Origin of the sequence: Anaerococcus lactolyticus ATCC 51172 (genome assembly GCF_000156575.1) — a bacterium.
GTDB lineage: Bacteria > Bacillota > Clostridia > Tissierellales > Peptoniphilaceae > Anaerococcus > Anaerococcus lactolyticus.
Genome location: NZ_GG666161.1, coordinates 1 through 241 on the forward strand (window position 1 = coordinate 1; position 241 = coordinate 241).

A 241-nucleotide genomic window follows, 5' to 3' on the forward strand; every position below is an offset into this window, starting at 1 on the left:
CTGGACGCCTGTGGCGGGGCCGAGATCGACGGGCTGCTGGCAGCCCTCGAAGGGCGCTTCGTACCGGCCGGTCCGAGCGGCGCGCCGAGTCGCGGGCGACTCGACGTGCTGCCCACCGGACGCAACTTCTTCTCGGTGGACGTGCGCAACCTGCCGACCCCGACCGCCTGGCGCATCGGCTTCCAGTCGGCCAACCTGCTGCTCGAGCGTCACCTGCAGGAACATGGCGATCACCTGCGCC

General features: G+C 71.4%; 1 protein-coding gene. It reads left to right on the top strand.

The window, feature by feature from the left end:
* A partial coding sequence (locus tag HMPREF0072_RS11630; RefSeq protein ID WP_155811918.1) for a cobaltochelatase subunit CobN occupies window positions 1–241 on the top strand: 241 nt, incomplete at both ends.